Consider the following 24,808-nt stretch of genomic DNA (forward strand, 5'->3'; position numbering starts at 1 on the left):
ATCCGCGGCTACCGCCCCGCGGGCACGACCAGCCACGGACAACCGGCACCCGACAAGAGGGCGCGGTCCCCGCCCTGCTCACCCCCGGACCAGACTCAGCGCCCGGTCCAGCGCCTGCAGGAACCCGTTGACCGTCCCCCGGTCCCGCACCGCGATCCGCACCCACTCCTCGTCCAGTCCCGGAAACGTGTCCCCCCGCCGTACCGCGTACCCCAGCACCCGCAACTGCCGCCGCACCGCGGCCGCCCCGGCCATCCGGACGAGTACGAACGGCCCCTCCGCGGGCCCCGCCACCCGCACCCCCTCCGGCGCGAACTCCTCGAGACCCGCCACCAGATGGGCCCGGTCGGCCGCTGCCCGGTGGGCCGCGTGCGCGGCCTCCGCCAGCGCGCGCGGCGCCACGCACGCCTCGGCCGCCACCAGCGCCGGCGCCGACACCGGCCACAGCGGCTGCGCCCTGGCCAGCTCGGCGACGATCTCCGGCGCGGCCAGCACATAGCCGACCCGCAGCCCGGCCAGCCCCCACGTCTTCGTCAGGCTCCGCAGCACCACCAGCCCCGGCACGTCGGTCCGCCCGGCCAGCGCCTCCCGCTCACCGGGCACCGCGTCCATGAACGCCTCGTCCACCACCAGCGTCCGCCCGGCCCTGGCGAGCCCGGCGACGGTGTCCGCGGGATGCAGCACCGACGTCGGATTGGTCGGATTGCCGATCACCACCAGGTCGGCGTCCTGAGGCACGGCCGCCGGATCGAGCCGGAACCCGTCCGCCTCCCGCAGCAGCACCCGGCCCACGGTGTGCCCCGCCTCCCGCAGCGCCATCTCCGGCTCGGTGAACTGCGGATGCACCACCACCGGCCGGCGCACCTTCAGCGCGCGCGCCAGCAGCACGAACGCCTCGGCCGCGCCCGCCGTCAGCAGCACCCGTTCCACCGGCAGCCCGTGCCGCGCCGCGACCGCCGCCCGTGCCGCCCGACCGTCGGGATAGGCCGCCAGACCGCCCAGCGATCCCGCTATCCGTTCCCGCAGCCAGGCCGGAGGCGTGTCGGCCCGTACGTTGACCGCGAGGTCTATCAGGGCGGAACCGTCGTCACGGACCTCGGCGTCGCCGTGGTGCCGCAGCTCGTGCGCGCCCTCGGAGCCGCCGTCAGTGCGCATGCGCATGCCCGCCGTGGTGATGGTGGTGCCCGTGCTGGTGGTCGTCGTCGGGATGGAAGTGGGGCTGCTGCGGCAGCCCCACCTTGTCCTCGAAGCCGGGCAGCGCGATCCGGTACACACACGAGTCGCAGTTCATCCGCACCTCGTCCGCGGCCGCCTCCCGGTAGCGCTCCATCACCAGGTCGAGCAGTTCCGGCTCGGGCCCGATGACGTCCGCGCAACGGACCTCGGCCTCGGGACGCGCGGCCGCCCAGCCCTCGGTCTGCTGCCGCACCCGCTCCGGCAGGATCCCGGTGAACAGGAAGTACGGGAGCACGACGATCCGGCGCGCGCCCAGTTTCAGGCACCGGTCGAGTCCGCTCGGCACGTCCGGCGCGGCCAGCGACACGAACGCCGTCTCCACACCGGCGTAGCCGCGCCCCTCCCACAGCAGCCGCGCCGCCCGGTGCACCTCGGCGTTGGCGTCGGGGTCCGTGGAACCGCGGCCCACCAGCAGCACGGTCACGTCGGCGCGGTCCAGCGGGGTGCGTCCCGCACCGGCGCCCAGGGCCTCGTCCAGGCGCCGTTCCAGCACGGTCAGCAGCGCGGGGTGCGGACCGAGCGGACGCCCGTAGGTGTACGAGATCCCCGGGTGCCGTTCCTTCTCGCGGGCCAGCGCGGCCGGGATGTCGCCCTTGGCGTGCCCGGCCGAGACCAGCATCAGGGGTACGGCGGCGAAGCGCCGTACGCCCCGTTCCACCAGTTCGGCGACCGCCTCGCCCAGCGGGGGCGGGGACAGTTCGATGAAGCCGCCGGCGACGGGCAGTTCGGGGTGGCGGCGGCCCAGCTCCCGTACGAAGTCCCGGAACGCCTCGGCTCCGGCTTCGTCCCGGGTGCCGTGGCCGGCGATGAGCAGGGCGGGCGGAGTGGTCACAGCGTCTCCTCGGAAGTGGGGTGGTACAGCAGGGCGTTGAGCGCGGCGGCGGCGACCGCCGAGCCGCCCTTCTCGGACACGTTGCTGACGGCGGGCAGCCCGCTCGCCCGCAACGCGGCCTTGGACTCGACGGCGCCGACGAAGCCGACGGGCAGACCGATGACGAGCGCGGGGGCGGCGTCCAGCGTCAGCAGCTCCTCCAGGGCGGTGGGCGCGTTGCCGATCACCCACAGGGCGCCGGGCCCGACCTCCTCGTAGGCCAGCCGGATCGCGTGCGCCGAACGCGTGAGCCCAGGACCGGACTCGGCGTCACGCAGCCGGCACACGGTCTTCCGGCGGGTGATCCCGGCGGCGACCATCTCCACGTCCACGACGACCGGCGCCCCGGCGTGCAGCGCGGCGTGCGCCACCGCCAGGTCACCCTCGTCGGTCACGAGGTCGGCCTCGTACTCCAGGTCGGCGGCGGAGTGGACGACCCGCTCCACCACGGCGCGGGTCAGCGGCGGGAAGTGCGAGGTGTCCAGGCGGGCACGCAGCCGCCGGAAGGACTCCTCCTCGATGGGGTGGACGACCCGGTTCACTCGGCCCCCTCCGGAGCGCTCTCCTGCCAGCGGTATCCGCGCGGGGTGACCATCCGTCCGGCGACGTTCCTGGTCGCCGTGTTGCCGACGGTCACGACGGTCATCATGTCGACCCACGCCGGGTCCAGCGCGCCCAGGGTGGTCACCCGGCTCGACTCGTCGGGGCGCGAGGCGTTGCGTACGACACCGACGGGCGTCGTCGGCTCACGGTGCCCGGCGAGGATCGTGAGCGCCTTCGGGAGCTGCCAGTCGCGGCCCCGGGAGCGCGGGTTGTAGAAGGTCACCACGATGTCCGCCTCGGCCGCCGCGCGCACCCGGCGCTCGATGACCTCCCACGGCGTGTGCAGGTCGGACAGGCTGATGGAGACGTGGTCGTGGCCGAGCGGCGCGCCGAGGACGGCCCCGGCGGCGAGTGCCGCGGTGACACCCGGGACGCCGGTCACGTCGATGTCGTCGGAGGCCTCGGCGAGCGCGGGGGAGGCCATCGCGTACACGCCGGCGTCGCCGCTGCCGATCAGGGCGACGGCGTGCCCGGCACGAGCCTCGGCGACCGCGGTCCTGGCCCGCTCCTCCTCGGCGCCGAGCCCCGACTCCAGGACGCGGGTACCGGGCCGCAGCAGGTCGCGGATCTGGTCGACGTACTGGTCGAGCCCGACGAGCACGGAGGCGCGCCGCAGTTCGGCCCTGGCCCGCGGGGTGAGCAGGTCACGGGCGCCGGGTCCGAGCCCCACGACCGCGAGCCGCCCGCGCGGCGGCCGTCGTACGACGGCACAGGTCGCCATGGCCGGCCGGCCGTCCTCGGGGGCCGACTTCCGCTTGGGCACCAGGAGTTCGCCGCCGCGCAGCAGGGCCGAGGCCTCCGCGACGGACGGGGTGCCGACCGCGGCCAGGGGCGCGTTCGAGGGGTGGGGCACCGGCACCCCGGCCAGCTCCTCGGCGGTGTACGTCACCAGGGCGACCCCGAGGCGTGCGGCCGCCGCCACGATGCCGGGCTCCTCGGCCTTGGCGTCGACGGTGGCGAGTTCGGCGACGCTGCGGGGGGAGAGCCCCGCGTCCCGCAACGCCCCCTCGATCAGGGCGAGCACCTCCTCGGCGGGCGCGCCCCGGGAGGCGCCGACGCCCACGACCAGGGACGGCGGGCGCAACAGCACCTCACGCTCGGCGGGTTCGACCGCGCGGTCGGTCAGCCGGACCGTGTACGCGCCCTCCTCGGCGAGCGGCAGCGCCGGCAGCGGCCACGTCGAGTCGGCGCGCAGGGCGACGGGTTCGCCGTCGAGGAACGCCCGTGACACGGCCGCCACCGAGCCCTCGACCGGGAAGCCCAGGGTGTCCAGGCCGGGCAGTCCGGCGGAGTCCGTCGCGGTGGTCACCACCGGCTGCGCCTCCAGTACCTCGGCCACCTCCCGGGCGAGTCCGTTCGCGCCGCCCGCGTGCCCGCCGACCAGGGACACGGCGAACCGCCCGCCCTCGTCGACGCAGACCACACCCGGGTCGGCCGTCTTGTCGCCCAGCAGCGGGGCGATCAGCCGGACCACCGCGCCCGTGGCCAGAAAACACACCAGTTGCCCGCACTCCGCGAACGCGGACCGCACGGCGTCCCCGACCGGGCCGTCGTACACCCGCGTGCGGTCCGGCCACGCCGCGGCCAGCCGGTCGCGTGCCACCGCCCCCGCCGCGGTGGCGGAAATGAGGCCGATCACTGAGCAACTCCTTCTTCGGTGGGGTCCTCGGAGAGGTTTTCGTAGGGTTCTTCGGAACGGGGGATGCGATTCCCCCACAGCAGGAACACGGGATTGGCCGCGGCCAGCCGTGTGACGTTCCCGGGCAGCGGCGCGAGACGCGACGACTGCAGCAGCACCCCGTCGCAGGAGAACCCGGCACCGGTCAGCGCCTCGCGCGCGGCCGGCACCCGGTCCAGGGCGGCCAGCGCGACCACCACCGTCCGCCGGGCCCGCAGCGCGCAGGCACCGACCACGCCGGCCAGCTCACGCCCGCCGCCGCCGACGAACACGGCGTCGGGATCGGGGAGTGCGACCAGGGCATCGGGCGCCGTACCGTGCACCACGTCCACGTACACGCCGTGCGCCCGCGCGTTGGCGGCGATCCGCGCGACCCCGTCCGCGGCCTTCTCCACGGCGACCACGGCCGCCCCCAGTCGCGCGCACTCCACCGCGACGGACCCGGAGCCGGCACCGACGTCCCAGACCAGGTCGCCGAGGCGCGGCCCGAGCCGGGCCAGCGCCAGCGCCCGCACCTCGAACTTGGTGATCATCGAGTCCCGGTGCGCGAACTCCCCCTCGTCCAGGGCCCATCCGGCCGGTCCGGCGGACACCCCGGCGACGGTACGCACCGCGCCGAGCGTCCGGGCCTCGTCCAGGCACAGCACCACACTGACGTCCGCTCCCCAGTCGCGGCCGGCGGCCTCGGCGGGCGTGATGCGCTCCACCCGCTCCCGCTCCGGATCACCGAGCGCGCTCGCCACCACCAGCAGCCGGTCCGCCGGCACCGCGGCCGCCAGCTCCGCCGGGCCGGCTCCCGGCCCCGTCAGCACCGCCACCTTGGGATGCGCCCGGCACACCTGGACCGCCGTGCGCGGCTGCCGCCCATGGGCGCTCACCACCACCGCGTCGTCCCAGGGCAGCCCGACCCGTGCGAACGCGGCGGCGACGGACGACACCCCGGCCCGCACCTCCAGCCGCTCCGGCCCGAACCGCTCGGCCAGCGCCCGCACGATCCCGAAGAACCCGGGGTCGCCGGAGGCCAGCACGGCCACGGACCGGTCCTTGGCGACGTACTCCTCGACGGTGTCGAGCGCGGGTGCCAGCGGCCCGAGGACGATCCGCTCGGCCCCTTCCGGCAGCCGGGCCGCGTCCAGGTGCCGCCGCCCGCCGACCACCAGCTCGGCCCCGGCCAGCGCGTCCGCCGCGAGCGGCGTGCCCGTGCCCGTACCGATGACCGTGATCACGTACTCGCCCCCCGCTCCCGCAGGGCCCGCCGGGCCTCGGGGTCGGCCCTGCGGAATCCGTGGAAGTGGCCGGGGTGGTAGAGGTGCGAGCGGGTGCCGTGGGCGTCCAGGGCGGGGCCGACCAGGAACAGGGTGTGCTTCCAGAGCCTGTGCTCCTTGACCGTCTCCTCCAGCGTGCCGATCGTGCACTTCACGACCAGCTCCTCCGGCCAGGTCGCCTGGTGGGCGACGACCACCGGTGTGGACGTCGGATAACCGCCCTCCAGCAGTTCCCGCACCAGCTGCCCGCTGCGCGCCGCCGAGAGGAAGACCGCCATGGTGGTGCCGTGCCGGGCGAACTCCCGTACCTCCTCGCCGGGCGGCATCGGCGTCTTGCCGCCACCGAGCCGGGTCAGGACGACGGACTGGGCGACCTCGGGAATGGTCAGCTCGCGCTGGGCGAGCGCGGCGACGGCCGAGAAGGAGGACACACCCGGCACGATCTCGACCTCGACACCGATCCCGGCGCACCGGTCGACCTGTTCCTGGGTGCCGCCCCAAAGGGCCGGATCGCCGGAGTGGATCCGGGCGACCCGCAGCCCCCGCGCCCGGGCCCGCTCGTACACGGCGACGACGTCCTCCAACGACATCGTCGCGGAGTCGAGGATCTCCGCGTCCTCGCGCGCGTGCTGGAGCACCTCCGCCTGGACCAGGCTCGCGGCCCAGATCACCACGTCGGCCTCGGCGATCGCGCGCGCGGCCCGGAACGTCAGCAGATCGGCGGCGCCGGGACCGGCACCGACGAAGGTCACCTTGCCGGTCGGGGCGTCGCCGGGGACGGCGGCGGAGGCGGCGGCATCGGCCATGGAAATTCGGTCCTCTCTGGACAAAGGGTGTTACAGGCGCTGCTGGATGTGCGCTGAGGCCGGTCGATCGGATAGCAAGGGCACATGGCGGTCTTCGTCGCGCTCGGCGCGTTCCTGATGACGCTGGCCGGCGGCTGGACGGCACAGCGCGTGACCGACCGTCGCCACCTGGTCCTGGGCCTGGCCGGCGGCCTGATGCTCGGGGTGGTCGGCCTGGACCTGCTGCCGGAGGCGCTGCGTGCGGCCGGCCGGGAGGTCTTCGGCGTACCGGCCGCCCTGCTGCTCTTCGTGGCGGGCTTCCTGCTGGCCCATCTGGTGGAACGCACCCTGGCGCTGCGCCAGGCCGCGCACGGCGGCGACGAGCACGGTCACCGGGCGCCCGAGGTGGGTCTGACGGCGGCCGGCGCGATGGTCGGGCACAGCGCGATGGACGGCGTGGCGATCGGCGCGGCCTTCCAGGTGGGCGGCGGGATGGGCACCGCGGTCGCGCTGGCCGTGATCGCGCACGACTTCGCGGACGGCTTCAACACCTTCACCATCACGAGCCTCTACGGCAACGCGCGCCGCCGGGCGATGGGCATGCTGGTCGCCGACGCCTGCGCACCCGTCGTCGGTGCCCTGTCCACCGTCTTCCTCACCATTCCCGAGGCCGTGCTCGGCGGCTATCTCGGCCTCTTCGGAGGTGTCCTGCTCTATCTGGCCGCGGCCGAGATCCTGCCCGAGGCCCACCATGAACACCCGGCACGCTCCACCCTGCTGTGCACGGTGGCCGGTGCCGCCTTCATCTGGCTGGTGGTGGGCATCTCGGGCTGAGGCGCTCACAGTTTCCCGCCTCTGCCACCGTCCCGGCGCGGCGGCGCGATGAGCGTGGAGAGGTACGGCAGCGGGGCGCCGTCGAGCTCGGCGGCGGGGCGGATGGACTCCTCGTCGAGCCCCAGCGCCGACCCCCACACGGCGTCCCCGATCCGCCCGGTCTCCCGCAGCGCCTCGGCGACCGCCCCGGCCTGCCGCCCGAACTTGTACGCCACGACCGTCCCCGGCCCGCTCAGCGCGTCCTTCAGCACCTCGGCACCCGCCGTCACCGGCACCAGCGTCAGCGGCTCGGTGCCCTCGGTGAGCACGGCACCGGACCGGGCGGCGAGGTCCTGCATGGCGGTGATGCCGGGCACGGTCTCCACGACCACGTCCTCGACCAGCCCGGTGACGGTCTGCGCGAGATAGGTGAAGGTCGAGTAGACGTTCGGATCCCCGATGGTGGCGAAGGCGACGGAGCCGCGCTCGCGCAGCAACTCCGCGACCCTGGCGCCGGCCGCGTCCCAGGCGGCCTCGCGCCGCCCCCGGTCACCGCGCTCGTTCAGTGCGAACACGACCCGGACGACCTTCTCCGCGCCGACGTGGTGCAGCACGGTCGCCTCGGCACGTCCCCGTTCACCGCTGTCCATCACGGGTACGACGACCACCTCGGCGGCGCGCAGGGCGTTGACGCCCTTCACGGTCACCAGTTCGGGGTCACCGGGACCCACCCCGACTCCGATCAGCCTGCTGCTCATGACGTCCGGCACCTCTCCACGAACCTTCGGGCCACACCGGGCTCGGACGCCCAGTGCGTGTGCAGATAACTCGCGTGCACGCCCCGCTGTACAAAACCCTCGACCCGCGGCCGCGGGGTGCGCACACCCCACGCGGGCGCCGCACCGGCCCCCGGCTCGACCGCGGTGCGGTGGAACTCGTGCCCCCGCATCCGCGTGCCCGCGACCGCCAGCACACTGTCGTTCACGGCCACGGCGTCCCGGTAGCCCAGAGTCAGCCGCTCGGTCATCCGGGCGGACGCGTCGAGCACCGCGCACATCGGCCGCCCGTCCAGCTCCCGGCAGAGATAGAGCAGCCCGGCACACTCGGCGGCGACCGGAGCACCGCTCTGGGCGAGGTCGCCGACCGCCCTGCGCAGCGACTCGTTGGCGGACAGCTCGGCGGCATACACCTCGGGGAAACCCCCGCCTACGACCAACCCGACTGTTCCGTCCGGCAGTTGCTCATCACGCAGTGGGTCGAAGGGCACGACGTCGGCCCCGGCGGCAGCCAGCAGTTCGGTGTGCTCCGCGTAGGAGAAGGTGAAGGCGGCCCCGGAGGCGACGGCGACGACGGGCCGCATGCCCCCCGGTACGTCCGGCGTTCGAGGACGAGGCCGTTCAGGCCGAAGCGGGGGCACGGGGGCGGCAGCCCCCGAAGCGGGGGCCGAAGGGGCATCGGCCCCCGGGGACGGGACGGGCAGGGGCGGCGGGGGCGAGGAAACCGCCTCGGCCGCGTCCCAGGCTTCGCCCGGCAACACCCCCGCACCCCGTGCCAGTCCCAGCAGCGCCTCCAGGTCACACCCGTCGGAGACCTGCGCCGCCATCGCCGCCACCGCGTCCAGCGCCGCACCCCGCCGCTCGGCGACCGGCACCAGCCCCAGGTGCCGCGAGGGCGTATCCACCTGGGCCACCCGCCGCAGCACCCCGAACACCGGCACCCCGGACGACTCCAGCGCCTCCCGCAGCAACGCCTCGTGCCGGTCCGACGCCACCTTGTTCAGGATCACGCCCGCGACCCGCACCTGTGGATCCCACGAGGCGAACCCGTGCACCAGCGCGGCCACCGACCGCGACTGCGAGGAGGCGTCCACGACCAGCACCACCGGCGCCCGCAGCAGCTTGGCGACCTGGGCGGTGGACGCCAGTTCGCCTTCCCCGGCGGCCCCGTCGTACAGCCCCATCACGCCCTCGACCACGGCGATGTCGCAGCCGCGCGCACCGTGGGCGAACAGCGGCCCGATCAGGTCGGGCCCGCACAGGTACGCGTCGAGGTTCCGCCCCACGCGCCCGGTCGCGAGCGCGTGGTACCCGGGGTCGATGTAGTCCGGTCCGACCTTGTGCGGGGACACGGCGAGCCCTCGCGCGGCGAACGCGGCCATCAGCCCCGTGGCGACGGTGGTCTTGCCGCTGCCGGACGACGGCGCGGCGATGACCAGCCGTGGGACGGAGCGCATCACCACTCGATGCCCCTCTGCCCCTTCTGTCCCACGTCCATCGGGTGCTTGACCTTGGACATGTCGGTGACGAGGTCGGCGAAGTCCACCAGCCGCTGCGGCGCGTTCCGCCCGGTGATCACGAGATGCTGGTTCCCGGGCCGGTTCCGGAGCACCTCGACGACCTCGTCGGTGTCCACCCACCCCCAGTGCATGGGGTAGGCGAACTCGTCCAGCACGTACAACCGGTACGTCTGGGCCGCCAGGTCCCGCTTGACCTGCTCCCAGCCCTCCCGGGCCTTGTCCTCGTTGTCCGCCTGCGCGTCGCGCTGCACCCAGGACCAGCCCTCGCCCATCTTGTGCCAGGCGACGGACCCGCCCTCCCCGGAGTCGCCGAGCACCCGCAGCGCCCGCTCCTCGCCGACCTTCCACTTCGCCGACTTGACGAACTGGAACACCCCGATCGGCCACCCCTGGTTCCAGGCGCGCAGCGCGAGCCCGAACGCGGCGGTGGACTTCCCCTTGCCGACGCCCGTGTGCACGACGACAAGAGCCCGGTTACGACGCTGACGCGTCGTCAGCCCGTCGTCCGGTACGACACCCGGCTGTCCCTGCGGCATTACGCGACCCTCCTCTGCACGTCCTTGACCAGCCCGGCGATCGAGTCCGCCCGCAACTCGTCGAGCGTCACCGCCGTACCGCCCAGCTCACCGGCCAGCTCCCGGGCGAGCCCGAGCCGTACCGGCCCCGACTCGCAGTCCACGACCACCGAGGCGACCCGGTCGGCGGCGAACAGCCGGGCCGCCCGCCCGGCGAGCGCGACCGGCTCGGGGCCGCCCGTGGCCCGCCCGTCCGTCACCACGACCACCAGGGCCCGCCGCGCCGGATCCCGCAGCCGCTCCACCCGCAGCACGTCGTGCGCCTTGAGCAGCCCGGCGGCGAGGGGCGTACGCCCCCCGGTCGGCAGCGCCTCTAGCCGGGCCGCCGCCGCGTCCACCGACGAGGTCGGCGGCAGGGCCACCTCGGCGGCCGGGCCCCGGAAGGTCACCAGCCCCACCTTGTCCCGCCGCTGGTACGCGTCGAGCAGCAGCGACAGCACGGCTCCCTTCACGGCGCTCATCCGCTGCCGGGCCGCCATCGACCCGGACGCGTCGACCACGAACAGCACGAGGTTGCCCTCGCGGCCCTCCCGGGCCGCCTGCCGCAGATCGTCCCGCCGGACCACCAGGCCGGGGCCGGACCGCCCGCGCGCCCGCTGGTGCGGGGCCGCGGCCTGCACGGTCGCCGCCAGGTGCAGCTTGGTCAGAGCGCCCCGGGGCCGCCGCGCACCCGTCGTACGGCCGTGCTCGGTGCGGGCCCGGGAGCGCCGCCCGGCGGCGCCCGCACCGATCCCCGGCACCGTCAGGACCTTGGTGCGGAAGGGCTCGGCGGCCCGCGTCGGCGCCTGCTCGCCCGAGCCGCCGCCGGGGGCCTGCGGCTCGCCGTCCTTCCCGGCCTCGGGCCGCGCACCCGTGTCGCCGCCCTGCGGGTCGTCGTCGGGCGCCGGCCGCCCGCCGCCCCCGCCGGGACCGTCCGGACCGGGATCGTCGTCCTCGGACCCGGACTCGCCGGAGAACTCCTCCAGCGTCTGGTCCAGCTTGTCCTCGTCGAGTCCGGGCGCGTCGAAGGGGTTGCGGCGCCTGCGGTGCGGCAGCGCGAGCAGCGCGGCCTGCCGGACGTCCTCCGCCAGCACCTCGGTCCGCCCGGCCCACGCGGCCAGCGCGGTGGCGGTCCGCGCCATCACGATGTCGGCGCGCATGCCGTCGACCTCGAAGGCCGCACAGGTCGCCGCTATCTGCCGGAGCGCACCGTCGCCCAGCCGCACCGACGGAAGCAACGCCCGTGCCGCCACGATCCGTTGCCGTAGGACGGCCTCCTCGTCGGCCCAGCGGGCCGCGAAACCGGCCGGGTCGTCGTCGTAGGCGAGCCGCCGGCGGACCACCTCCACCCGCTGGCCGGGTTCGCGCGAGGCGGCCACCTCCACGGTCAGGCCGAACCGGTCCAGCAACTGCGGCCGCAGCTCGCCCTCTTCGGGGTTCATGGTGCCGACGAGCAGGAACTTCGCCGCGTGCCGTACCGAGACGCCCTCGCGCTCCACGTAGGAGGCGCCCATCGCGGCCGCGTCCAGCAGCAGGTCGACCAGGTGGTCGTGGAGGAGGTTGACCTCGTCGACGTAGAGGATGCCCCGGTGGGCGTCGGCCAGCAGGCCCGGCTCGAACGCCTTCACGCCCTCCGCCAGGGCCCGTTCGATGTCGAGGGCGCCGACCAGCCGGTCCTCGGAGGCGCCCACCGGCAGTTCGACCATGCGCGCCGGGCGGGACTCGAAGGCGCCGGGCGGGTTGTGCGGCCCGTCCGGGCAGGCCGGGTCCGGGGCGGCCGGGTCGCAGGAGAAGCGGCAGCCGGCGACGACGTCCACGGTCGGCAGCAGCACCGAAAGGGCGCGTACCGCCGTGGACTTGGCCGTGCCCTTCTCGCCGCGTACCAGCACACCGCCGACCGCCGGGGACACGGCGTTCAGCAGCAGGGCCAGCCGCAGGTCCTCCTGACCCACGACGGCCGCAAAGGGGAAGGGGGTGGTCACTGGTCGCCCTCCAAGTCGCCTTCCAGCTCCAGGTAGGTGGCGCGCAGCCGCTCCAGGGTGTCGGCGTCCGGCTCGGCCCACAGGCCCCGGTCGGCGGCTTCCAGGAGCCGTTCGGTGATGCCGCGCAGCGCCCACGGGTTGGACTTCTTCATGAAGTCCCGGTTCTCCGCGTCGAAGACGTACTCCGCGCTGAGTTTCTCGTACATCCAGTCGTCCACGACCCCGGCCGTGGCGTCGTAGCCGAAGAGGTAGTCGACGGTCGCGGCCATCTCGAAGGCGCCCTTGTAGCCGTGCCGCCGCATGGCCGCCATCCACCGCGGGTTGACCACCCGCGCCCGGAAGACGCGGTGCGTCTCCTCGCCGAGGGTGCGGGTCCGCACCTGGTCGGGGGTGGCCGAATCACCCACGTACGCCTCGGGGCCGGCACCGGTCAGATGGCGCACCATCGCCACCATCCCGCCGTGGTACTGGAAGTAGTCGTCGGCGTCGACCAGGTCGTGCTCGCGGGTGTCCACGTTCTTCGCGGCGACCGCGATCCGCCTGAACGCGGTCTCCATGTCCCCGCGCGCCGCGCGCCCGTCGAGCCCGCGCCCGTAGGCGTACCCGCCCCAGACGGCGTACACCTCGGCGAGGTCGGCGTCGGAGCGCCAGTTGCGGGCGTCGATCAGCGGCAGCAGGCCCGCGCCGTACGCGCCCGGCTTGGAGCCGAAGATACGGGCGGTGGCGCGCCGCCGGTCGCCGTGCCCGGCGGTGTCCTCGTCGGCGTGGGCGCGCACGTAGTTCCGGTCGGCGGGTTCGTCCAGCTCGGCGACCGCGCGCACGGCGTCGTCGATCAGCCCGACCACGTGCGGGAACGCGTCCCGGAAGAAGCCGGAGATCCGGACCGTGACGTCGATGCGCGGCCGGCCCAGTTCGTCCAGCGGGACCACCTCGAAGCCGGTCACGCGGCGTGACGCCTCGTCCCAGAGCGGACGGCAGCCCAGCAGCGCCAGGATCTCGGCGATGTCGTCACCCTGGGTGCGCATCGCGGAGGTGCCCCACACCGTCAGTCCGACGGACTTCGGGTAGGCGCCGGTGTCCTGGAGGTAGCGCTGCACCAGCGAGTCGGCCAGCGACTGGCCGACCTCCCAGCTCAGCCGGGAGGGGATGGCCTTGGGGTCCACCGAGTAGAAGTTGCGGCCGGTCGGCAGGACGTTGACCAGCCCGCGGGTGGGGGAGCCGGACGGTCCCGCCGGGACGTAACCGCCGTCGAGCGCCTTGAGGATGTGGCCGATCTCGTCCGTGGTGCGGGCCAGCCGGGGCACGACCTCCGTGCAGGCGAACTCCAGCACCGCCACGGCGTCCGGCAGTTCGGTGCCGAGGACGTCACGGACGAGGGAACGGCTGTCCGCGACCGCCCAGCCGCGCTCCTCCATCCCTTCCGCGATCCGCCGGCACAGCTGCTCCAGCAGGTCGACGGCGTCGGCTGCCGTGCGGGACGGACCCTCGACCAGATCGGAGAGTTCGACCGGCACCTTCAGGGGCGCGCCGGGCTCGGCCAGCAACTCCTTCTCCACCAGGCCGAAGTGGGCGGCCAGCGCGGCCCTGAGCCCCGGCAGCGCGTTGGCCTGCCCGCCCCACACCTGCGAGGCCCGCAGCACGGCCAGCACCAGGTTCACGCGCGCCTCGGCGACCGGTCCGCCGCCGAGGATGTGCAGGCCGTCGCGGATCTGCACGTCCTTGATCTCGCACAGGTAGCCGTCGATGTGCATGACGAACGCGTCGAAGTCGGCGTCGTCCGGCTGGTCGTCCACATGCAGGTCGTGGTGGAGTTCGGCCGCCTTGACCAGTGTCCAGATCTGCGCCCGCACGGCCGGAGCCTTCACCGGGTCCAGGTCGGACACCAGCGCGTACTCGTCGAGCAGCTGCTCCAGCTTGGCCAGGTCGCCGTAGGTGTCGGCACGGGCCATCGGCGGGACCAGGTGGTCGACCACGGTGGCGTGCCCGCGCCGCTTGGCCTGGGTGCCCTCGCCGGGGTCGTTGACGATGAACGGGTAGATCAGGGGCAGGTCGCCGAGGACCGCGTCCGGCGCGCAGCCGGCCCCGAGCCCCAGCCCCTTGCCGGGCAGCCACTCCATCGTGCCGTGCTTGCCCATGTGCACGATCGCGTCCGCGCCGAAGGAGTGGTCGAGCCACCGGTAGGCGGCCATGTAGTGGTGCGACGGCGGCATGTCCGGGTCGTGGTAGATCGCGATCGGGTTCTCGCCGAAGCCGCGCGGCGGCTGGATCATCACGACGACGTTCCCGAACCGCAGGGAGGCGAGGACGATGTCCTCCCCGTCGACGTAGAGAGAGCCCGGCGGCTCGCCCCACGCCTCGGTCATCGCGTCCCGCAGCGCCGGGTCGAGCTTGTCGAACCACGCCTGGTAGTCGGCGAGCGGTACCCGCGCGGGCGCCGAGGCCAGCTGCTCCTCCGTCAGCCACTCCACGTCGTGCCCGCCGGCCTCGATCAGACGGTGGATCAACTCGTCACCGCCGGACGGGTACTCGGTCACGCCGTACCCGGACTCCTTGAGGGCGTCGAGGACCCGTACCGCCGAGGCGGGCGTGTCCAGACCGACCGCGTTGCCGACCCGCGAGTGCTTGGTCGGGTAGGCGGTGAAGACCAGCGCGACGCGCTTCTCCGCGTTCGGCCTGTGCCTCAACCCGGCGTACCGGACGGCGATCCCGGCGACGCGCCCGGCCCGCTCGGGGTCGGCGACGTAGACCGGGACGCCGTCCGGCCCCTGCTCCTTGAAGGAGAACGGCACGGTGATCAGACGGCCGTCGAACTCCGGGATGGCGACCTGCATCGCCGCGTCCATGGGGGAGAGGGCGGCGTCGGACTCGCCCCAGGCCTGCCGGGAGGAGGTCAGGCACAGGCCCTGCAGCACCGGGACGTCCAGGTCGGCGAGCGCCCCGATGTCCCAGGCCTCCTCGTCACCGCCGGCCGAGGCCTGCGAGGCGTGGGTGCCGCCGGCCGCCAGCACGGTGGCGACCAGCGCGTCCGCACCGGCCAGGATCTCGTACAGCCCGGCGTCCGCGCCGCGCAGCGAACCGCAGTACACCGGAAGGGCGTTGGCGCCCCGCGCCTGGATCGCCTCGCACAGGGTGTCCACGAAGGCGGTGTTGCCGCTGAGTTCGTGGGCCCGGTAGAAGAGCACGCCGACCGTGGGGCGACCGGCCCGGATCTCGTACGATCCGTGCACCCCGAACTCGGGCATCTTCCGCGGCTCGGCGAACCCCTCGCCGGTCAGCAGCACGGTGTCGGACAGGAACCTGGACAGTTCGAGGAGGTTCGCGGGCCCGCCCTCGACGAGATAGCGCAGCGCCTCCGCGACCACACCGGCCGGCACCGACGACTCGGCCATCAGCTCGGCGTCCGGCACGGCCTCGCCGCCCAGGAGCACGGTCGGGATCCCGGCGGCCCGGAGCGCGGCGAGCCCGTCCTCCCAGGCCCGCCTGCCGCCGAGCAGCCGTACGACGGCGATGTCCGCGCCCTCGATCAGCGCGGGCAGTTCCTCCGTGACGTCGACGCGCGTCGGATTGCCGATCCGGTAGCCGGCACCGGAGGCGGCCCGGGCCGCCAGCAGATCGGTGTCGGCGGTCGACAACAACAACACAGTGCTCATGCGGGCGCTCCCGGTGGAAGGAAAGGCAGTCCTTGCGGCGCGCCCGACTCGATGAGCCGCCAGAGCGCGTCGGTGTCCGCGTGCTGTTCGATCAGGTCGCCGAGCCGGTCGAGCTGTTCCTCGCGCAGCGCGGCGAAGGAGGTGTCGGGGGCCGGCACGAACCGGCGGCCCGCGGCGGCCGCCACCTCGCGCAGGAAGGCCCGGCGGAAACCGTCCGACTCCAGGGAACCGTGCCAGTGGGTGCCCCAGGTCTGGCCGACCCGGCACCCGTCCAGGCTGTCTCCCCGGCCATCGGAGATGAACGCTTCCCCTCCGGTGACCTCGGCGACCCCGTGATGGATCTCGTACCCCTCGACCCGCTCGCCGAGGGCCTCCCCGACGGGCCGGGTGAGCGTCTTCTCCCGGGCGAACCGGACGCGTACGGGCAGCACCCCGAGCCCGTCGACGTGGCCCCGGCGGCTCTCGACGTCGTCCTCGATGTGCTCGCCGAGGATCTGGAAGCCCCCGCAGACGCCGAGGACGGGCCGCTGCTCGACGGCCCTGCGCTCCAGCGCCCGCGCGAGGCCGCGTTCCCGCAGCCACTCCAGAGCCCGGACCGTCCCCCGGGTACCGGGGACGATGACGAGGTCGGCGTCGGCGAGTTCCTCCGGCCGGTCCACGAACCGCACCACGACACCCGGTTCGGCGGCCAGCGCGTCCACGTCCGTGAAGTTGGACATCAGGGGCAGGGCGCAGACGGCGACCCGCAGCACGTCCGCACCGACGGGCGGGGCCGTGCTCGACTCCCGGACGGTCCCGCGCAGCGAGACCCTCAGCCCGTCCTCCTCGTCGATACCGAGCCCGTGGCGGAAGGGCAGGACGCCGTAGGTGTGCCGCCCGGTCAGCCCGTGCAGCATGTCCAGGCCGGGTTCCAGCAGGGAGACGTCGCCCCGGAACTTGTTGACGAGGAATCCGGCGACGAGGGCCTGGTCCTCGGGGGAGAGCAGGGCGACGGTGCCGAAGAAGGAGGCGAACACACCCCCGCGGTCGATGTCGCCGACGACGAGCACGGGAATCTGCGCGTTGCGTGCGATCCCCATGTTCACGATGTCGGTCCGGCGCAGGTTGATCTCCGCCGGACTGCCCGCCCCCTCACAGATCACCGCGTCATACGTGCCCCGCAACTCGGCGAGACAGTCGAGCACGGTCCCGAGCAACCGCTGCTGCCGTCCCCCGTGGTAGCCCCGCGCGCTCAGTTCACCGACCGGCTTCCCCAGCAGCACGACCTGACTGCTCTGTTCGCCGCCCGGCTTGAGCAGCACGGGGTTCATCAGCGCGGTCGGCTCCACCCGGCAGGCCTGGGCCTGCATGGCCTGCGCCCGCCCGATCTCGGCACCCTCGCGGGTGACGAAGGAGTTGAGGGACATGTTCTGCGCCTTGAACGGCGCGACCTTGACGCCCTGGCGCACCAGCCACCGGCAGATACCGGCGGTGACGACGCTCTTGCCGGCGTCGGAGGTGGTACCGGCCACGAGCAGACCGCCGTTGTTCATGAGGTCCTCCCCGGACGCGCTCCGCGCAGCAGGGCTCCCGCCGCGCTCACCCCCAGCGCCAGCCACCCCACCCGGCGTGACAACCGCACCGCCCGCCCGATGTCGGCGAGTTCCACAGCCCGTCCCTCCCCGTTCAGCACCGGCCGGTGCTCGACCCGCCCTCCGTACGACAACGTCCCTCCGAGCCGTACGCCGAGCGCTCCCGCGAACGACGCCTCCACCGGCCCGGCGTTGGGACTCGGGTGGTTCGCCGCGTCGGACCGCCAGGCCCGCACGGCCCCCCTGGTGTCACCTCCGGCGACGGCGGCCAGTACGGCGGTGAGCCGGGCCCCCGGCCACCCCGCCACGTCGTCCAGCCGCGCCGAGGCCCACCCGTACCGCCGGTAGCGGGCCGACCTGTGCCCCACCATGGCGTCCAGGGTGTTGACGGCCCGGAACCCGAGCAGTCCCGGCACCCCGCCGACGGCCCCCCACACCAGCGCACCCACGACCGCGTCGCTGGTGTTCTCGGCGACGGACTCCACGACGGCCCGGGCGATCCCGTCGGCGTCCAGGGCCTGCGGATCCCGTCCGCACAGATGCGGCAGCCGGTCCCGGGCGGCCGCCACGTCCCCCGCCTCCAGGGCGCGCCCGATGACCCCGGCCTCACGGGCGAGTGAAGTGCCCCCGACGACGGCCCAGGTGGCGCTCGCGGTGAGCGCGACGGACGCGGCGGTGGACGGCCGTACGAGCCGCTGGGCAAGGGCGCCCAGAGCCACGGCGCCACCGGCGCAGACAGCGGTGTGCAGCGCGCCCCAGCCGCGGTGGTCCCGCCACAGCACCCGTTCGACTGCCCCGGCCGCCCGTCCGAACGCGGCGACCGGATGCCCGTGGCGCGGATCGCCGAGCAGCAGATCGCCGAGAAGGCCGGCGGCGGCGCCGTACGCGAAGACGCGACCGGCACCCATCGGCTCAGCCGGCCGCGGGGGCGGGAATGGGCCGGGTACTCAACCTCGTTCGGCAGCCGCGCATGGCGATATGTCCTCACTCAGGGTGTCCACGCCCTGGTTCGACGAGACCGGCGGTGAGAGTTCCTGGCTCCCGGGGATTGCTACCCCGGTGACAGTGGCGGGACCGCGCCGGATTCGCACCGGCTTCCTCTCTTGCCGCCGTACTTGGCTCCGGAAGTCCACCACGGCCCCGGAAGACCAGTCAACTTGCCGTTGACCTGCGAGGGGAGTGTGTGGGAAGGCCCACACCGGTGGTCCAGCCGGGCTCGTGGGGTATGCCGAAGGCCCCTTCCCGGCGGGCGGGGAGGGGCCTTTCGACGGCCGCGGGCGGCCGGCGAGGTCAGGTCTCGGCGGTGGTCAGGCCTTGGCGGTGGTCAGTTCTCGGCCGTGGTCAGGACTTCGCCACGATCAGGTGGATGCCGTAGGCCACGGCGGCCGCGCAGGCCGCGAAGCACAGGTAGGCGGTGGTGACGGCCAGGGCCGCGGAGTTGCCCTGGGCGGTGGCGCGTTCGCGGGCGGACAGACCCTTGATGCCGAGGGTGAAGAGGGCCACCATGCCCACGGTCACCACGAGGCTGACGCCGAAGACGGAGCCGATGGCTGCCCAGTCGATGTTCATGTCGGTTCTTCCTCGGGGGTCAGACGGTCGCGGCCGGGTCGGTGGCGGGAGCGGCGGGGGAGGGGATGGTGGCCGTCAGGCCGTCCGTGACGGTCCCCGCGGGCGGCGGGGTCACGGCGGCCATCGCCGCGGTCACCACGCCGGCCGGCTCGGTGCCGTTGACGTTCGCGCTGTCCACCACCTCGCGACGGGAGAGCTTCCAGATCGCGGCACTGGAGGCGACGAGGAAGACGGCGACGACCGCCGTGCCCCAGTCGCCGAGGTCCGTCACGGACTCGGCGAGCGCGCCGACGAGCGCGGCCGCGGGGAGGGTGAGCACCCAGGCGACCATCATGCGGGTTGCGGTGGACCAGCGGACCGTGCCGCCCTTGCGGCCCAGACCCGCGCCCATCACGGAACCGGAGACGACGTGCGTGGTGGAGAGGGAGAAGCCGAGGTGGGAGGAGGCCAGGATGGCGGTGGCCGCGCTGGTCTGGGCGGCGAAGCCCTGCTGCGGCTGGAGGTCGGTCAGGCCCGTTCCCATGGTGCGGATGATCCGCCACCCGCCGATGTAGGTGCCCAGCGCGATGGCCAGGCCGGCGGAGAGGATGACCCAGGTGGGAGGGTTGGAGCCGGGGGCGATGGAGCCGCCCGCGATCAGCGCGAGGGTGATGATGCCCATCGTCTTCTGCGCGTCGTTGGTGCCGTGCGCGAGCGAGACCAGGCCGGCGGAGGCGATCTGGCCGGCCCGGTAGCCCTTGCGGGCGGCCTCGTCCTCGGCGTTCTTGGAGAGCGCGTAGGAGAGCCGGGTGGAGAGCATCGCCGCGAGGCCCGCGACCACGGGGGCGGCGACCGCCGGGAGCAGGACCTTGGTGACCAGAACGTCGCTGTGGACCGCGCCGAAGCCGGCGGAGGCGACGGTGGCACCGATCAGGCCGCCCATCAGGGCGTGCGAGGAACTGGAGGGCAGGCCCACCAGCCAGGTCACCAGGTTCCAGAGGATCGCGCCGACCAACGCGGCGAAGATGACCTCGGGGCGGATGCCGTTCTCGTCGACGAGGCCCTTGGAGATGGTGTTGGCGACCTCCACGGAGAGGAAGGCGCCGACCAGGTTGAGCGCGGCGGACATGGTCACCGCGATCTTGGGCTTGAGCGCGCCGGTCGAGATGGTCGTGGCCATCGCGTTGGCGGTGTCGTGGAAACCGTTCGTGAAATCAAACGCGAGTGCGGTCACCACCACAATCGCGAGGATCAGCGAGAAGTTTTCCATTTACCCAGACAATCTTTAGAGGTCATCGGCCGTTGGACCGTAGGCAACCTGGATGAACGGAAGGTGAACTGAGATGGTCTCTGTGGTGTCTGGAATTGACCTCAGGGTATCCGTACGCGGGGACGGGTGAGACCGCCGTCCCGTCGTCCGGTCCGGCGGCCCAGTCGCCCGTAGGCCAGCGGCCCGAGGCGAACGCCTTCAGCCGGGCCGCCGAACCGTTGAGGAGATTCTGGTCACCCGGCAGGCTGCCGCTGTTGTCGTACTGCCAGAAGGTCCACCGCGACCACCGGGCCGGGAGCGCGCCCGCGTCCGCCGGGCCGTGGCGGGCGATCCACGGGGCGCGGTCCGCGGCGAAGGCGGCGCTGCCGCCGGTGCGCAGGTTCCACCAGCGGGCGGTCGTGTGGATCACCGGCCGCCGCCGGTCTCCCGGTTCAGCTCGTCACTACAAGGACCTGATCCACCGGACCGTCCCGGAGTGGCTCAGCCCGTAGCACCTGTGCTTCTCCTCGTACGGGTCGTACTCGATGTCGAGCGCGGGCGGCAGCGTCCAGCCGTCCGCCGTCCCGGTGCCGCCGTGGCTCACGAAACACGCGGCCCGCCGGGCGCCCGGCTACATGTCCGGCAGGGCGAAGCGGTAGGCGCCGCGCATGATTGCCGGTCGATGTTCTTCTGGTGGGAGGGAGACGTCGTGCCGCCTTCGGCGGACCGGCCGCCCCGGCCGGTGTCCCGGCGAGGGCGGTGGCGGCTCCGGCGAGCACGAGCGCGGCCGCGGCGAGTGTGCGGGCGTGGTGGCGGCGGTGGTGTGACGGAGTGCGGTCACGGGCCGAGTTTCCCCCCGGAACGGCGACGTGCACGAAAGATCGTCCAGGGATGGCTGGAAGAGCGGTGTAACTTCGACGATCTTCCGCCAAGCCCGGAAATGTGCCTTTCTGTACCGCTATGCGCTCTGCTGGATTCGGATCTTCCTCCCCAAAGTGCTCTGCCGTACAGGCTCGTTGGGGCGCCGCCTGACAGGATCGGGCCATGGCTGAGCAGCGGCGGGACGAGCGTGACGGGCGGTATGGGCGCGGCGCACAGGGGGTGTCGGAGCCGCGAAGGCGAAAGGTGCATGCGGAGGAGGCGAGCGCCTGGCGTGAACTGGTCGCCACCGCCCGCCGCACGGTGGCCGACGGGCTGGTCGTCGGCACCTCCGGCAACGTCTCGGTCCGTGTCGGCGACACCGTGCTGGTCACGCCGTCGGGCGTGCCGTACGACGCGCTCACCCCCGACGACGTGACGGGCGTCGACCTCGCCGGCCGCCAGGTGCTGGGCGCCCTGGTCCCGACCAGTGAACTGCCGATGCATCTCGCGGTCTACGGCGGCACGGACGCCGGTGCCGTCGTGCACACCCACGCCGTGCACGCGACGGCCGTCTCGACCCTCGTGCCGGAGCTGCCGCTGATCCACTACATGTCCGCCGCGCTCGGCGGTGCCGTCCGGGTTGCCCCGTATGCGACGTACGGCACCGACGAGTTGGCCGAGAACATGCTCCTCGCCCTGGCCGGACGCTCCGGATGCCTCCTCCAGAACCACGGCACGGTCACCTATGGCGCCACCCTGGCCCAGGCCTATGACCGCACCGCCCAGCTGGAGTGGATGTGCCGCCTGTGGCTGACGGCGTCCTCGGTCCCGGGCCGGACCCCGGCGCTGCTCTCACCGGACCAGCTGGCTCAGGTGGCGGACCGCCTGCGCGGATACGGCCAGCCGCGGGGCTGAATCCGGCACCGTGGGCCCGCTTCCACTGGCCGCCGTCCCGGTCCGCCCCGACACTGGACAGGTGCGCCCAGTCAAAGTCACGGCCGCCGCCGTCGGTGCCGTACTCGCCGCCGGCGCGGCCAGCGTGGCCGCGGGGCGGTTCGCCAGTGACGCCGCGCTCAAGGCGCCGCCCGGCCGGCCCCTGCCCACCGAGCCCCGGCTCACCGTGCACGGCACGGCGGCCGGCCGCATCACCCTCACCCGCGATCTCGCCTCGCGACGTCCCGGCACCTACGGCCTGGCCGGCGACGGCTCACACGCGGTCGTCGGCGCCGTCCTGGAATCCGCCGCGACCACCCCGGACACCGTCGTGCGGCGGCTGGAGCGCGTGACCCACGGCACCCTGGAAACCGGCGACAAGGTCTGGCTCACCCCCAACGTGCACGTCGGCAACCCGGGCGCGGCCCTGGGCCTGGACCACGCGGACATCGACATACCCGGTGAACTCGGCGCGCTGCCCGCCTGGTTCGTGCCGGGCTACCGGGACACCTGGGTGATCGCGGTGCACGGCCTCGGTGCCACCCGCGAGCTCGCCATGAACGTCATGGGGTTCCTGCACGGCCGGCGGCTGCCCGTCCTGGCCCTCGGCTACCGCGGCGACCTCGGGGCACCGCGCCCCCCGGACGGCCTGAACCACCTCGGCGAGAGCGAGTGGCGCGACCTGGACGCGGCGATCCGCTACGCCGTCCGCTACGGCGCCCGCCGTGTGGTCCTGTACGGCTGGTCCACCGGCGCCACCATGGCGCTGCGGGCCGCCGCCCACTCGGCGCTGCGTGAGCGCGTCTGCGGGCTGATCCTGGACTCGCCGGTGCTGAACTGGGAGGCCACCCTGCGGGCCCTCGCCCAGGCCCGGCACACCCCCGACCCGCTGCTGCCGCTAGCGGTGCGCGCCGCCCAGGGCCGCGCGGGCCTGGGCGGTGACCACGTCGGCCACCCGGTCGACCCGGAGCGGCTCATCGTGCCCACCCTGATCGTCCACGGCCCGGACGACGCGGTGGCCCCCTGGGTGTACTCCCGCCGGCTCGCGGCCCGGCACCCCGACCGCATCGCCCTGCACACCGTGCCGGACGCCCCGCACAGCGCCATGTGGAACGTCGGCCCCCGGCAGTACGAGGAGCGGCTGCGCAGATTCCTCACACCTCTTATGTGATGTTCATGAATATCCTTACTCCTCATGTATGACCGTATTGATGTGATTCGCCCCTGGCGGGCGAGCCGCCCCGGAACCTGTGCCGGCACAGGCCGGAGGCCCCGATTCCAGCCGGTCCCGAGGGTTCCGTTTAAGGCCGTACCACTGGCCTGAACATGTCTCTTCGCCTCCCCTCGGGCCCCGTGCGTTGGCCAGCCCCGTCGCCCGCCGTGACATTCCGTTTGGGTTTTCGGACCGTCAACCGGAAGACTGCACCCGTGACGTCCCGTATCCCGCGCGACTCAAGGCTTCGACTCGTCCGAACGCGACCCCTGGCCGCAGCCCCCCGAGCGATGAACCAGCGGCCCGCGCGCCGCCCCGCACCCCGCCCGCCCGAGGGCACCCCGGCCCCCGCCGAGCTGGCCAGAATGGCGCGGTCCGGGCTGGCCGGAGCGGCCCGAGTCGCCCGCTGGGCCGACACGGCACTCGGTCCGGGCAGCGACGGCGCGACCGCTGACGGCAAGGCCACTCTCTCCGAGGCGTCCGCCGAACGCGCGTCCGGCGATCTGGGCCTGACCGTGGCTCAGGTCCGCGCCGACTGGGACACCGCCCGGCTCGCCGGCCTGGTCGAGGTGCACGGCGACAGCGCACGCCCAGGGTGGCGCCTGCGCGCCTGGGACCGCGACGACAGCGCCGTGCTGCGCGGCTGGGTCGCCCTCTTCGACGCCTGGTCGCTCGCCCATCCGGAGCCCGCCGAGTTCGAGGCCGCGGCCGTCGCCGAGGTCGTCTCGGCCATGCCCCAGGTGCTCTCCTTCCTCCAGCTGTCCGCCGGTCCCGTCCCGGTCGAGCAGCTCCTGGACCTGCTGCGGCAGCGGGTCACCGAACTGCGCACCGAGCGCTGCGAGGTCCCCTACGAGACGGAGGCCGGGATCGGTGCCGGGTCCCCGGTCCCCGTCGCCGCGATGGCCGCCGCCCGCACCGACCTGGCCGACCGCGCACCGGCCGACGACCCCGCGCCCGCCGAGGACGCCGAGCTCGCTCCCCTCCTCGACTGGTCCCTGCACGCGCTCGCCTCCGTCGGCGCGCTGACCTACGGCACCGGCCAGGCCACCCTCACCCCGCTGGGCAGCTGGGCGGTCTGGGTCAAGCTGGAGCAGATCTGCGTGGCCGCGCAGAGCCCCGCCGGGAACATCGAGGTCGCCGCCGAGGAGATGCTGCGCGGCTGCGCGCAGCTCCGCCCCAACGCGGCCCGCGCCGAGTACCGGGCCTGGCTCGCCGCCCGCCCCGTCGGCAGCGCGGTCGCCGAACTCGTCGCCGCCGCCCGCGGCGAGGACGCCCTGCTGCGCGGTCTCGCCTTCGAGGCGCTCCGCGTGGTGGGCGCCCCCGCCGAACCGGACGTCCACGCGGTCGTCGACGAGCCGACCCTGCGGCCGTACGCCCTGCTGTGGCTGGCCGAGCACGACGGAGTCGACCCGGAGGACGCGCACGAGGTGCTCACCCGCGAAGAGGCCACCTGGCTGTGGGTGGACACGGCCGCCGCGGTCGCCGACCACGGTGAGGCGCCGCTGCTGGTCCGCCACCTGGAGTCGGCGCTGCAGCCCACCGTCCCCGCGCTGCTCGACGAGGTGCGGGCCGTCGGTCACCCGCGCACCGTGCAGGTCCTGGTCGCCCTCGCCGCCGCCCACCCCGACCCGGCGCTGGCCAAGGCCGTCCGCCGGGCGGCCTTCCAGGTGCACACCGGGGGCTGACGGGCCGGGCGGGGC

General features: G+C 74.0%; 21 protein-coding genes and 1 riboswitch. Of the genes, 4 read left to right on the top strand and 17 right to left on the bottom strand.

Features of this window, described 5'->3' with window-relative positions; translation table 11 throughout:
• Positions 1 to 78: 78 nt before the first annotated feature.
• From cobC to cobM, 6 genes are read right to left on the bottom strand one after another with little or no spacing between them, the layout of a single operon-like run.
• Positions 79 to 1,155, bottom strand: a complete 1,077-nt coding sequence (cobC, locus tag ACFXI4_RS04790) for an Rv2231c family pyridoxal phosphate-dependent protein CobC (RefSeq protein WP_384988322.1) — start codon at positions 1,153 to 1,155, stop codon at positions 79 to 81.
• The gene (locus tag ACFXI4_RS04795) at positions 1,145 to 2,068 is read right to left on the bottom strand and encodes a sirohydrochlorin chelatase (protein WP_384988192.1); all 924 of its coding nucleotides are present in this window, start codon (positions 2,066 to 2,068) and stop codon (positions 1,145 to 1,147) included. The genes cobC and ACFXI4_RS04795 overlap by 11 nt, the downstream gene beginning before the upstream one ends.
• Positions 2,065 to 2,649, bottom strand: a complete 585-nt coding sequence (locus ACFXI4_RS04800) for a precorrin-8X methylmutase (protein ID WP_384988194.1) — start codon at positions 2,647 to 2,649, stop codon at positions 2,065 to 2,067. The genes ACFXI4_RS04795 and ACFXI4_RS04800 overlap by 4 nt, the downstream gene beginning before the upstream one ends.
• The gene (gene cobJ / locus ACFXI4_RS04805; protein ID WP_384988196.1) at positions 2,646 to 4,349 is read right to left on the bottom strand and encodes a precorrin-3B C(17)-methyltransferase; all 1,704 of its coding nucleotides are present in this window, start codon (positions 4,347 to 4,349) and stop codon (positions 2,646 to 2,648) included. The genes ACFXI4_RS04800 and cobJ overlap by 4 nt, the downstream gene beginning before the upstream one ends.
• Entirely contained in the window at positions 4,346 to 5,614 is a 1,269-nt protein-coding gene (cbiE, locus tag ACFXI4_RS04810; protein WP_384988198.1) for a precorrin-6y C5,15-methyltransferase (decarboxylating) subunit CbiE, read from the bottom strand. Before cbiE ends, cobJ begins: the two co-directional genes overlap by 4 nt.
• The gene (gene cobM / locus ACFXI4_RS04815; protein ID WP_384988200.1) at positions 5,611 to 6,459 is read right to left on the bottom strand and encodes a precorrin-4 C(11)-methyltransferase; all 849 of its coding nucleotides are present in this window, start codon (positions 6,457 to 6,459) and stop codon (positions 5,611 to 5,613) included. The genes cbiE and cobM overlap by 4 nt, the downstream gene beginning before the upstream one ends.
• 84 nt (positions 6,460 to 6,543) lie before the next feature.
• On the opposite strand from cobM, the gene ACFXI4_RS04820 reads away from it, so the two are divergent.
• A complete protein-coding gene (locus ACFXI4_RS04820; RefSeq protein WP_384988202.1) occupies positions 6,544 to 7,272 on the top strand; it encodes a ZIP family metal transporter in 729 nt (242 codons plus the stop codon).
• Between the two features lie 5 nt (positions 7,273 to 7,277).
• Here ACFXI4_RS04820 and cobI read toward each other — a convergent pair whose 3' ends face one another.
• The 11 genes from cobI to ACFXI4_RS04875 all read right to left on the bottom strand — a co-directional run bounded on the left by cobI (position 7,278) and on the right by ACFXI4_RS04875 (position 20,705).
• Positions 7,278 to 8,009: a precorrin-2 C(20)-methyltransferase gene (gene cobI / locus ACFXI4_RS04825; protein WP_384988204.1), complete on the bottom strand. Its 732-nt coding sequence runs from the start codon at positions 8,007 to 8,009 to the stop codon at positions 7,278 to 7,280.
• Entirely contained in the window at positions 8,006 to 9,484 is a 1,479-nt protein-coding gene (locus ACFXI4_RS04830) for a cobyrinate a,c-diamide synthase (protein ID WP_384988206.1), read from the bottom strand. The genes cobI and ACFXI4_RS04830 overlap by 4 nt, the downstream gene beginning before the upstream one ends.
• Positions 9,484 to 10,083, bottom strand: coding sequence for a cob(I)yrinic acid a,c-diamide adenosyltransferase (gene cobO, locus ACFXI4_RS04835; protein ID WP_384988208.1), 600 nt, complete (start codon positions 10,081 to 10,083; stop codon positions 9,484 to 9,486). Before cobO ends, ACFXI4_RS04830 begins: the two co-directional genes overlap by 1 nt.
• Positions 10,083 to 12,083: a putative cobaltochelatase gene (locus ACFXI4_RS04840; RefSeq protein ID WP_384988210.1), complete on the bottom strand. Its 2,001-nt coding sequence runs from the start codon at positions 12,081 to 12,083 to the stop codon at positions 10,083 to 10,085. Before ACFXI4_RS04840 ends, cobO begins: the two co-directional genes overlap by 1 nt.
• A complete protein-coding gene (cobN, locus tag ACFXI4_RS04845) occupies positions 12,080 to 15,733 on the bottom strand; it encodes a cobaltochelatase subunit CobN (RefSeq protein ID WP_384988212.1) in 3,654 nt (1,217 codons plus the stop codon). The genes ACFXI4_RS04840 and cobN overlap by 4 nt, the downstream gene beginning before the upstream one ends.
• A complete protein-coding gene (locus ACFXI4_RS04850; protein WP_362724335.1) occupies positions 15,730 to 17,265 on the bottom strand; it encodes a cobyric acid synthase in 1,536 nt (511 codons plus the stop codon). Before ACFXI4_RS04850 ends, cobN begins: the two co-directional genes overlap by 4 nt.
• Positions 17,262 to 18,212 (bottom strand): cobalamin biosynthesis protein, encoded by a 951-nt coding sequence (locus ACFXI4_RS04855; protein ID WP_384988215.1) that lies wholly within the window; start codon positions 18,210 to 18,212, stop codon positions 17,262 to 17,264. Before ACFXI4_RS04855 ends, ACFXI4_RS04850 begins: the two co-directional genes overlap by 4 nt.
• Positions 18,213 to 18,310: 98 nt before the next feature.
• Positions 18,311 to 18,455, bottom strand: a riboswitch (cobalamin riboswitch).
• Between the two features lie 190 nt (positions 18,456 to 18,645).
• Positions 18,646 to 18,873 (bottom strand): hypothetical protein, encoded by a 228-nt coding sequence (locus tag ACFXI4_RS04860; protein WP_362731115.1) that lies wholly within the window; start codon positions 18,871 to 18,873, stop codon positions 18,646 to 18,648.
• 19 nt (positions 18,874 to 18,892) lie between these two features.
• The gene (locus ACFXI4_RS04865; protein WP_384988217.1) at positions 18,893 to 20,122 is read right to left on the bottom strand and encodes an anion permease; all 1,230 of its coding nucleotides are present in this window, start codon (positions 20,120 to 20,122) and stop codon (positions 18,893 to 18,895) included.
• Positions 20,123 to 20,144: 22 nt separating this feature from the next.
• Positions 20,145 to 20,531, bottom strand: coding sequence for a GH25 family lysozyme (locus ACFXI4_RS04870; RefSeq protein ID WP_384988219.1), 387 nt, complete (start codon positions 20,529 to 20,531; stop codon positions 20,145 to 20,147).
• A 33-nt stretch (positions 20,532 to 20,564) separates the two neighbouring features.
• Entirely contained in the window at positions 20,565 to 20,705 is a 141-nt protein-coding gene (locus ACFXI4_RS04875; RefSeq protein WP_384988221.1) for a hypothetical protein, read from the bottom strand.
• Positions 20,706 to 21,145: 440 nt separating this feature from the next.
• On the opposite strand from ACFXI4_RS04875, the gene ACFXI4_RS04880 reads away from it, so the two are divergent.
• The 3 genes from ACFXI4_RS04880 (at position 21,146) to ACFXI4_RS04890 (ending at position 24,793) form a co-directional block, all read left to right on the top strand.
• On the top strand, positions 21,146 to 21,877 hold the full coding sequence (locus ACFXI4_RS04880; protein WP_384988223.1) for a class II aldolase/adducin family protein: 732 nt from the start codon (positions 21,146 to 21,148) through the stop codon (positions 21,875 to 21,877).
• Between the two features lie 61 nt (positions 21,878 to 21,938).
• Entirely contained in the window at positions 21,939 to 23,066 is a 1,128-nt protein-coding gene (locus tag ACFXI4_RS04885) for an alpha/beta hydrolase (protein ID WP_384988225.1), read from the top strand.
• 332 nt (positions 23,067 to 23,398) lie between these two features.
• Positions 23,399 to 24,793 (top strand): hypothetical protein, encoded by a 1,395-nt coding sequence (locus ACFXI4_RS04890; RefSeq protein ID WP_384988227.1) that lies wholly within the window; start codon positions 23,399 to 23,401, stop codon positions 24,791 to 24,793.
• Positions 24,794 to 24,808 lie beyond the last annotated feature (15 nt).

The sequence above is a fragment of the Streptomyces sp. NPDC059224 genome (assembly GCF_042754285.1).
In the GTDB taxonomy this organism is placed as follows: Bacteria; Actinomycetota; Actinomycetes; order Streptomycetales; family Streptomycetaceae; genus Streptomyces.